Here is a 507-nt window from a genome sequence, read left to right as displayed (position 1 = left end):
CCGCCCACAACAATGGGTTCGCTGCTGAATATCCCGCTCGCATTGATGACGAGGTGATAACCGCCCGCCGTGAGCGTCAGGCTGGCGTCCCCATTGATGACCACATCGGTGGCGGTGAGATGGGCCTGTTGAGCGGCGTGAATCACCAGCGAGCCCGCGGATGTGGTGCTGCTATTGCCACTGATGGTGAGCAGCTCATCTGCGCCGATCAGCGTGCTGCGCGTACCTTGGGTTTTGTGGCGTTCCTCGCCCGTGATCAGGCTGTCGCTGTTGCGGTCTACCTGCTCGAAGCGATCGTTTTTGATCACGCTGTGGCTGTCGTTGAGGATCAGTTGCTCGATGTCGCGTTGGGCGCGCAGGTAGATTTTTTCCTGCCCGGCTCGGTCCTCACTCGACAATTCGTTGTAGCCGCCATTAGGCGGCGAGCTGCGGCTGCGCAGCACGGTTTTGGTTTTGTTTTCGGGCAAGGCGTAGGGGGCCGGTGTGACCTTGTTGATCAGGCAACCA

The 507-nt window shown here is 60.0% G+C and carries 1 protein-coding gene; it reads right to left on the bottom strand.

Annotation, left to right across the window (positions count from 1 at the left end; all coding sequences use genetic code 11):
* The coding region (locus NTD84_RS12140; RefSeq protein WP_410017346.1) for a bacteriophage T4 gp5 trimerisation domain-containing protein at nt 1-507 on the bottom strand (507 nt) is incomplete at both ends.

This window comes from Pseudomonas sp. 14P_8.1_Bac3, from assembly GCF_025466085.1.
Lineage (GTDB): Bacteria > Pseudomonadota > Gammaproteobacteria > Pseudomonadales > Pseudomonadaceae > Aquipseudomonas.
Note: the sequence above shows the minus strand (reverse complement) of the source record. Positions and strands in the feature narration are given on the sequence as shown.